Here is a 7652-nt window from a genome sequence, read left to right as displayed (position 1 = left end):
CGGCTAACGAGTTAGTCTCACCTCTCCTCGTCGGGACTTTCACCCTTTAGCTGCTGCCCATGTCGGGCGTACTGACATCCTCGCCCACCTGAAGGGCGGCGATTCCCGCCTACCGTGCCGTTGAAGGCTGCGGTGTCGGGTGGGTTCCTGCTTCGCCGCGCTGTGCCGGGACGAGTCCCGGGCTTACCTGCGCTCCACAGGCTGACACGGCCAGTCCGGCCGCCTTGGCGACGTTGACCGCCGCGTTCACATCCCGGTCCAGGACGGCCCCGCATGCCCCGCATGTCCAGATGCGGACGTGCAGGGGCTTGGGGCCGTCCTTCACACCGCACACCGAACACACCTGAGATGTGGGCTCGAAGCGGCCGATGCGGAAGAAGGTGCGCCCGTACCGGGCGGCCTTGTACTCCAGCATGCTCACGAACGCCGACCATCCGGCGTCGTGAATCGACTTGGCCAGGCGCGTGCGGGCGAGGCCCTTCACCGACAGGTCCTCCACGGCAACCGCTTGGTTCTCGCGGATCAGCTTCGTGGAGAGCTGGTGGTGGAACTCGCGGCGCGCGTCGGCCACCCGCGCATGCGCGCGGGCGACCTTCAGCCGGGCCTTGTCCCTGTTCCTGCTGCCCTTCTCCTTGCGGGAGAGAGCCCGCTGTGCCTTCTTCAGTCGCTTCTCGGCCCGGCGCAGGAAGCGCGGACTGTCGACCTTCGTCCCATCCGACAGGACGGCGAAGTGCCCCAGGCCGAGGTCGATACCCAGCTCCGGTGCCGTGGTCGGCAGCACCTCGGACGGGCCGGTCTCCACGACGAAGGAGGCGACGTACCGGCCCGCGCTGTCCTTGACCACCGTCACCGTGGACGGCGTCGAGGGCAGCATCCGGGACCACCTCACCCGCACGTCGCCGATCTTCGGCAGCCGCAGCTTCCGCCCGGCCGTGATGGACCAGCGGGCGTTCGCGGTGAACCGGACGGCCTGCCGGGTGTCCCGCATGGAGGGCCGTCTCCGCGGGCGCCGACAGGGCGGTCGAGATCCGGGCCTGCGACGACTGCGGCCCGCAGATCGAGACGGAGCCGTACTTCACCACGCCGCCCGGGAACTCCACCACCAACCTCTTCGAGTGACCGTCCCGTCTATGCGGCGGCCGATAACGCCGAGGTGCGGGGCGGCTGTCCGTTGGGAGCAGAGATGTCGACCCGGAAGTCTCCAGGGTCGACATCGGTATCCGCGATGGCGGTCAGGTTCGCGTGAACGGTCAGTTCGGTTCCCGGCAGCTGGTCGAGGCTCAGTCCGGTAGCCGAGATCAGGCTGAGGGTAGAGACACGGACCGCGACCTGGCCCCCGCACCATGCCTCTATGGACAGGTACGACGTGACGTCGCCCGCTCGGACCACGCGGGCCCGGGTGCGCTGGTAGCCGGTTGTACTCATACCGCTCCCTTGATCGTCGTGCCTGCTCACCTTCTGTTGCCCACGGCCAGGCGTCAATGAGGATGAGGTCGTGGGCGCCGTCGGCCGAGGTCCGGATGCGGGTCCAGAGCGGTGGCGTGAGCGCCGAGCCATCCCGGAACGCACAAGAACGCGCCCGCGCTCCCCCAAGGACCGTGGGCCCGTCTTCCGGTGCCCCCTGATCAGCGCAAGACCGGTTCGGTGCGGCTTCCAGCCATCAACGGCTCCGTGCGGAAGAAGCGGACCGCCGCCGACGGCGCGGTGTACGTCTTCGCCGACGGAACCCGGTACCGGCGCACCGGCGGAGCCGAGCTCCAAGCGGAGGCGGAATTTCAGCGCCGGATCGCGGACCTTAATGAGCGTGTCCCAACTTCGTTCTTGCAGGTGAGCGGGCCTTGACGGGGTGGGAGTTGATGCTCCGTCCGAGGTTGGGTGTGGTGATCGACTTCTTCTGAAGGAGACGATCACCGGCCGGGCGGAGTGTCACGATGTGGTCTCGTTCTTGTTCGTCCCGAAGGGATCGCGGATCAGGTACTGCAAGGTCAGGACGGCCTTGACGATCACCGTGATCTGTCGGGGGCTGCCGCGGAAGTCGCAGGCCAGGACTTTCGCCCTGACGTCAACGTCTGACATCAACAGCCACCCTCAGCCACGCGACCGGGGCCATTTGTCCCGCAACCACGCCAGGTCGGTCTCGGCGCGAGTGCGGGTCGCCTGTTCGCGGGTGAAGACGGCTTTCGTCTTGGTCAGGACCAGGACGTAGGGGCGTCCCTGGCGCCGGGTGGTGTGGGAGACGGGCAGGCCAGCCTGGTCGATGCGACTGTGGAGGTGGCGGCGTCCGTCCTTCGCGAGCGGCCACTCCATGACGTGGCGGGTACGGGAGGTGAGGAAGGCGTCCAAGTCGGGGCAGAGTCCGCAGCCAGTCCGGCATGTCCCGGCCGGGGTGAGGGACCAGTCGTCGGCCGCGCGTACGGGGCGGGTGAGGGCCGCGGTGAGCCGGTCCTCGCAGTGGTCGGCGAGGGTCTGGAAGGCGCGGGCGGCGGGTGCGCCGTCGCGTATGGTCGGCTGGTGGCGGGCCGCGGTGCGCAGGGCGGGGAGTAGGCATTCCAGGGCGGTGTCCGGCAGGCCGCGCAGCGTGGCGGCGATGGTGCCGGCGGTCTCGGGCCCTGCCGCCTGCAGGACGCGGGCCAGTGATGCGCCGAGCCCCTCCATGCCTGTGCGGCGCTCCGTCTCGCGGCCGATGCCGAGCCAGCTGGTGAGCTGCTGCTCGACTGCTTGCCAGGCACCCTCGGCCAGCGGCGAGGCCATCGCGTCCCCATCGCCGTCGGCGGCCCGCAGCGCGGTGCACAGGCCGGGCAGCGATTCGAGCCACGCCGCGCGGTCGGCCCCGGTGTACGCGCCAACCGTGCCGAACCAGTTGCTGACGGCCCCGCGGGCCCACGTCCGTCCGTACCGCGCGGCCGCTGCCGCGAGACCCGGGGCGTGCCGCTGGCCCAGGGTCTCCACCCCGAAAGGCGCGAGGAGCATCGTGGCAGTGTCCGCTTCCCGTAGTCCCACCGCGACGGGCAGGGCTGCGGCGAAGAGTGCCGCGGCCGCCTCGCCCGAACCGTGGTGCTTCCAGAACGGGGCGAGCGACCGGGCGAGCGTGCGCGCCTGGTCGAGGTCCCCGGCATCCAGGTGGCCCTGAAGTTCCCGCAGTGCGCCCTCGGAGCCGGCCTCGGCGCGGGCGGTGAACGAGCGCTGCCGGGGCCACAGGACCACGGCGGCCCGCCGGTACCAGCGGTCGAGGGTGTTGCCGTAGTTGCCCATGTAGCCCTCGTACTCGGACTGGTAGGGCGTCAGGTCCTTGTTCTCGGTGGTGGCGCACACCTCGGCGTACGCGACGGGCAGGTTGATCTGCTCGCCGCCGGTGCCGTCCGGGCGGGTCCACCAGCTCAGCGTGATCTCGTCGTCGATCAGCTCGTTCAGTTCGTAGTCGGAGAAGTCGCCGCTGCGGCGGCGCTCGGCACCGGGTTCCCCGTCGGGGTCCAGGAGGCATTCACCCTCGCACTCCTCGTCCTCGCAGTCGTCGTAGTGCTCGACCTCGCCGTAGTAGTCGTAGCGATCGTACGGCGCATGCGCGTCCCAGGTCTCCTTCACCTCGGCCAACGCGAGGACCGCTTCGCAGTCCGCCTCTGCGGCGGCCTGGCGGAGCAGGGCGGTGCGGGTGGCGTCGGCGCCCTTGAGGCGGTCCCAGTCCAGGCCGCGCTGGGTGTACTCGTGGTCGAGGAGGTACACGAGGCGGTTCGGGGGCGCGGGCTTCTGGCGGCCGTAGGCGTAGCGCTCTTCGGCCGGCTCGGTGAAGTGTTCGGTCAGGCAGTGGGCCAGGTCGGCGACCGGGCCCCCGTCGTCTTCGCCAGCCGGGCGGGTGCGTTCGGCGAGGAGGTTCATGGTGAGGGTGACGCGGTAGCCGGACTTGACGGGCTTGACCTCGTGCAGGCAGTCCGCGTAGAAGGCGGCGAAGGTCAGCTTCTCCCGGGACGCCTGGTGGACGACGCTGCGGCCGGCGTGCGAGACGACGAGTTCGCCGCCGGTGTGGTGCGAGGGCAGCGAGACAACCAGGGTGCCCACCATGGAGTCGTCCTTCTCGGAGTCTTGGTGCGGCAGGAAGAACTGGCCCTTGCCGTAGACGAGCAGTGCGTGCGGCTCGGCACGTAGGACGGTGGTGGGCGGCAGACCGAGCGCGGTGCGGACACCGTCGAGGACGCCGTTCAGGGTGCGGTCCCAGTCGGTGCCGCCGAGCGTGATGCGGTCCGGGGTGATCTCCCAGGTGTCGCGGACGCTGGTGTCGGACAGGGTCTGCTCGCCGCGGCCGAAGGATGCCTGTCGGGCCTGCGCGATCAGTTTCTTGGTGACCGGGGCACGCAGCGGCAGCGGCAGTTCCCCCACCCCGTCGACCTCGATGCGCAGCGCGCGGGCCGATATCTCGATACGGGTGCTGAAGTCCCCGCGCCGCTGTGCGTCGCCGAGCAGTTCCGCCAGCTGCTTCCGCGCTCCGTGTCCCATACTGTTTCGTCCCCAGGGGTGCAGCGTGCCGTATGGCCTGTCCCGGAAACCCTAATGCCGCGGGCAGTCCTTGTTCCCGGGCTGTTGGTCATGCGGCGAGGGTGAGTATGTCGCGGTAGCGGATGGTGTGGACGCGTAGGTGTTCGCGTTGCTGGTGGTAGCGCCAGTGAGCGTGTCCCAATTTCGTTCTCGCAGGTGAGTGGACCTTGACGGGGTGGGAGTTGATGCTCCGCCCGAGGCTGAAGGCGTGATCGACTTCTCCCGAAGGGGACGATCTTCAGGTCGACTGATGGTGACGGTTCGGTTGCGATGTCCCGTACCACCGGGCACGACGGAAGCCCGCGATGAACGAGTTCGATCATGGATACCGCGGCGGAGGCTTCCGCACCCCTCGTCTACGGCCTGGCGCTCAAGACACCGGCCGGTACTGTCGACCGCATCGTTGGTGCGCTCGTCCGTTACCACCATCGGATCGGGTCGCGCTGGCAACTGCACGGCTTCCCTCTCCAGGCGGTGTTGACCTGCGCGTTCCTGGAAGGCGGCCACACCTACCGGTCACTGGCCGAGGGCAACGGCGTCCCGAAGAGCACCTGCTACAACCTGATCCAGGAAGGAATCAAGGTGCTGGCGCGACGCGCGCTGCCCCTGACCGAGGTGGTGCGCCTGGCCGTGAAGGCGGGCTGGGACTACCTGATCGTGGACGGGGTGAACATCCCGACCGAGCGAGTCAACGGGCGTATCGGCAGAAAGCAGCCCTGGTACTCGGGCAAGCACAAGCGCCACGGCGGCTCGGTCACCACCATCGCCGCACCCGACGGGGAACTGCTGTGGGTCTCCGGCGTCCTGCCGGGACGCACCGTCGACATCCGCGCCGCCCGACGCTTTCGCATCGCCGACAAGGTTCTCGCCCACCTGGGTCTTCTGGCTGACCTCGGCTACATCGGCCTGCATCCCGACGTGATCACCGGATACAAGCGCCGCCGGGGCGAGAAGACCCTCCCCGAGGGAAAGAAAGCCGCCAACCAGGCCCAAGCCGCCCTGCGCTGCATCGGGGAACGAGCGAACGCCCAGCTCAAGTGCTGGAAAGTCCTGGCCTGTGACTTCCGCGGCAGCCCCCGACAGATCACGGTGGTCGTCAAGGCCGTCCTGACCTTGCAGTACCTGATCCGCGATCCCTTCGGGACGAACAAGAACGAGACCACATCGTGACACTCCGCCCGGCCGGTGATCGTCTCCTTCAGAAGAAGTCGATCACCACACCCAACCTCGGACGGAGCATCAACTCCCACCCCGTCAAGGCCCGCTCACCTGCGAGAACGAAGTTGGGACACGCTCAATTACCCGGTCCTGCACGTCCTGGAGGAGGGCGTCACCGACGACGGCCACTACTACGTCGTGGAGGAGTCGCTGGGCGACCAGACCCTGCACGACCGGGCGGTGGCGTCACTGGGCGGCGGCCGCACCCTGCCCGACGACGTCACCGACATCGCCGCACAGGTCGCCGCCCGGCTGCTGCGCGCCCAGGCCGCCCACCTCGTCCGGCCCACGCCCGGCACACTGCGGCAGTGGCTGGACAGCGCCGGGTTCACCCAGAACGTCTTCCAGGAGAACCCCGACCTGGACAACGCCCGCACGCACGCCGCGCTCGATCACTCGCTGGACCACCTTGGCACGGTTCCTTTGGTGGGGGGCCACCTCGAGGTCAGGTGCCGGTCTTCTTGCGCGTCTCGCCGCCGCGGGAGCGGAAGGTCACCCCGGCGTCGGCGAGGAGGCGGTGTACGCCGCCGTAGGAGCGGTTCGTGGCTTCGGCGATGGATCGAACGGAGTCACCGTTTTCGTACCTCTTCCGCAATTCCGTGGCGACCTGGTCGCGGGCCGGGCCCGCCATCAGTTTGCGGGCCGGTGTCTTCCTGGACATCAGCGGATTCCCTCCCACAAGGCAGCAGATACCGCCATGATCGCGTGGAGTGGACGGCTGCGGCCACCGATTCGGCCGAAATGTCACTGCCCGCCGGTACGGTGGGCTCATCCACGGTGCGGCAGGTCGAAGGGACGGTAGTCATGGCGGGCGAGACGCTGGTGACGGTGGTGGGCAACCTGACCGCCGACCCCGAACTGCGGTACACCAACTCGGGTATCCCCGTTGTCGGGTTCACGATCGCGTCCACCCCCCGCACCTTCGACCGCGAGCGCAGCGAGTTCGTCGACGGGGAACCTCTGTTCCTGCGCTGTTCGCTCTGGCGCCAGGCCGCCGAGAATGCAGCCCAGTCGCTGCAGCGTGGGATGCGCGTCATCGTCAACGGCAGGCTCAAGCAGCGCACCTTCGACGACAAGGAGGGCCAGCGCCGCACCGTCGTCGAGGTCGACGCCGAGGAGGTCGCGGCCTCCCTCTCCTACGCGAAGGCGGCCGTCACCAAGGTCACCCGCAGTGCCGGCGACGCCCCGCCCCGCCAGGGACAGGCCCCTGCTGCGGAGTCCCGTCCCGCCGGGCAGGCGCAGGCTCCCGGCGGTGGCGAGCCGCACCCGTTCTAAAGTCCAGCGGCACCTGGCACGGTCCGCGCCCGTGGACCAGATCATGAGCAGGAGAAGATCACGGCGGCACCGCCGCCCCGCCCCCGTCGCTGAGGTGGTCCCCGTGCAGCAGCCGTTTTCGATGGACGACGTCAAGCACGTACGCCTCGCCGCGTGGCAGGCGGGCAGCCCGTTCTTCGAGCAGGGCCTGGTCGACGAGTCGTACTCCCGCACCCTGTTCTGCGGGCGCGGCGTGCTCTTGATCGCCCATCGCATGGTGCCCCGGCCCGGATGGCGCCCCTATCTCGCGTGGTTCGCGCCAGCCGGCGATGGCGCCCGGTTCACGGTCCTTGGGCACGCCGTAGGACACGCGGACGCAGGCTCGGCCTGCAAGGCGGCGGAGGCGCTGGCGGCACGGATGTGCACCGGCCCGTGGCAGCAGGCACTCGGCCTCTTCGTTTCACCACCGCGCCGGTCTGCGGCCTGACGGCAAAGGCGCCGCGCGCTTCGGGCAACTCTCCCGTCGGCTGAGCCGGCACCTGGCGGCGTCGGGCGGTGCGGCTCCTTCGGGTCGTGCCGCCCGTACCCTTGTCAGTATCTGGGGGCGTCAAATAGTGGGCGCCCACGACTGAAGGACCACAGCATGCTTATCG

The 7652-nt window shown here is 69.2% G+C and carries 7 protein-coding genes and 2 pseudogenes; 3 read left to right on the top strand and 6 right to left on the bottom strand.

The window, feature by feature from the left end; translation table 11 throughout:
- Positions 1–109: 109 nt before the first annotated feature.
- From ACFU8W_RS51750 to ACFU8W_RS51735, 4 genes and pseudogenes are all read right to left on the bottom strand, one after another.
- Positions 110–1006 (bottom strand): annotated as a pseudogene (locus ACFU8W_RS51750) (RNA-guided endonuclease InsQ/TnpB family protein); the annotation flags it as partial.
- A 122-nt stretch (positions 1007–1128) separates the two neighbouring features.
- A complete protein-coding gene (locus ACFU8W_RS51745; protein ID WP_345513469.1) occupies positions 1129–1425 on the bottom strand; it encodes a hypothetical protein in 297 nt (98 codons plus the stop codon).
- A 501-nt stretch (positions 1426–1926) separates the two neighbouring features.
- Positions 1927–2076, bottom strand: a complete 150-nt coding sequence (locus tag ACFU8W_RS51740; protein WP_345513470.1) for a hypothetical protein — start codon at positions 2074–2076, stop codon at positions 1927–1929.
- 12 nt (positions 2077–2088) lie between these two features.
- On the bottom strand, positions 2089–4488 hold the full coding sequence (locus tag ACFU8W_RS51735; RefSeq protein ID WP_384052781.1) for a 2OG-Fe(II) oxygenase: 2400 nt from the start codon (positions 4486–4488) through the stop codon (positions 2089–2091).
- Between the two features lie 360 nt (positions 4489–4848).
- Between ACFU8W_RS51735 and ACFU8W_RS51730 the strand changes: the two genes are divergently transcribed.
- The gene (locus ACFU8W_RS51730; protein ID WP_384052780.1) at positions 4849–5697 is read left to right on the top strand and encodes a transposase family protein; all 849 of its coding nucleotides are present in this window, start codon (positions 4849–4851) and stop codon (positions 5695–5697) included.
- A gap of 234 nt (positions 5698–5931) precedes the next feature.
- On the opposite strand, the gene ACFU8W_RS51725 is transcribed toward ACFU8W_RS51730, so the two are convergent.
- Both ACFU8W_RS51725 and ACFU8W_RS51720 read right to left on the bottom strand, forming a co-directional pair.
- Positions 5932–6153 carry a hypothetical protein gene (locus tag ACFU8W_RS51725; protein ID WP_384052779.1) on the bottom strand — a complete coding sequence of 74 codons (222 nt, stop codon included), beginning with the start codon at positions 6151–6153 and terminating at the stop codon, positions 5932–5934.
- 37 nt (positions 6154–6190) lie between these two features.
- Positions 6191–6406 carry a helix-turn-helix domain-containing protein gene (locus ACFU8W_RS51720; RefSeq protein WP_345509918.1) on the bottom strand — a complete coding sequence of 72 codons (216 nt, stop codon included), beginning with the start codon at positions 6404–6406 and terminating at the stop codon, positions 6191–6193.
- 143 nt (positions 6407–6549) lie between these two features.
- On the opposite strand from ACFU8W_RS51720, the pseudogene ACFU8W_RS51715 reads away from it, so the two are divergent.
- Together ACFU8W_RS51715 and ACFU8W_RS51710 are read left to right on the top strand one after the other, a co-directional pair.
- A pseudogene (locus tag ACFU8W_RS51715) lies at positions 6550–6999 on the top strand (single-stranded DNA-binding protein); the annotation flags it as partial.
- A 124-nt stretch (positions 7000–7123) separates the two neighbouring features.
- Entirely contained in the window at positions 7124–7486 is a 363-nt protein-coding gene (locus ACFU8W_RS51710) for a hypothetical protein (RefSeq protein ID WP_384052778.1), read from the top strand.
- The last annotated feature ends 166 nt before the right edge of the window (positions 7487–7652 follow it).

The organism is Streptomyces sp. NPDC057565, from assembly GCF_042801455.1.
GTDB lineage: Bacteria > Actinomycetota > Actinomycetes > Streptomycetales > Streptomycetaceae > Streptomyces > Streptomyces yanii.
Note: the sequence above shows the minus strand (reverse complement) of the source record. Positions and strands in the feature narration are given on the sequence as shown.

Excerpts from the sequence above, each read along its gene's own strand:
- ACFU8W_RS51745 (WP_345513469.1), bottom strand. The coding sequence starts at position 1,425 with ATGAGTACAACCGGCTACCAGCGCACCCGGGCCCGCGTGGTCCGAGCG.
- ACFU8W_RS51740 (WP_345513470.1), bottom strand. The coding sequence starts at position 2,076 with ATGTCAGACGTTGACGTCAGGGCGAAAGTCCTGGCCTGCGACTTCCGC.
- ACFU8W_RS51735 (WP_384052781.1), bottom strand. The coding sequence starts at position 4,488 with ATGGGACACGGAGCGCGGAAGCAGCTGGCGGAACTGCTCGGCGACGCA.
- ACFU8W_RS51730 (WP_384052780.1), top strand. The coding sequence starts at position 4,849 with ATGGATACCGCGGCGGAGGCTTCCGCACCCCTCGTCTACGGCCTGGCG.
- ACFU8W_RS51720 (WP_345509918.1), bottom strand. The coding sequence starts at position 6,406 with ATGTCCAGGAAGACACCGGCCCGCAAACTGATGGCGGGCCCGGCCCGC.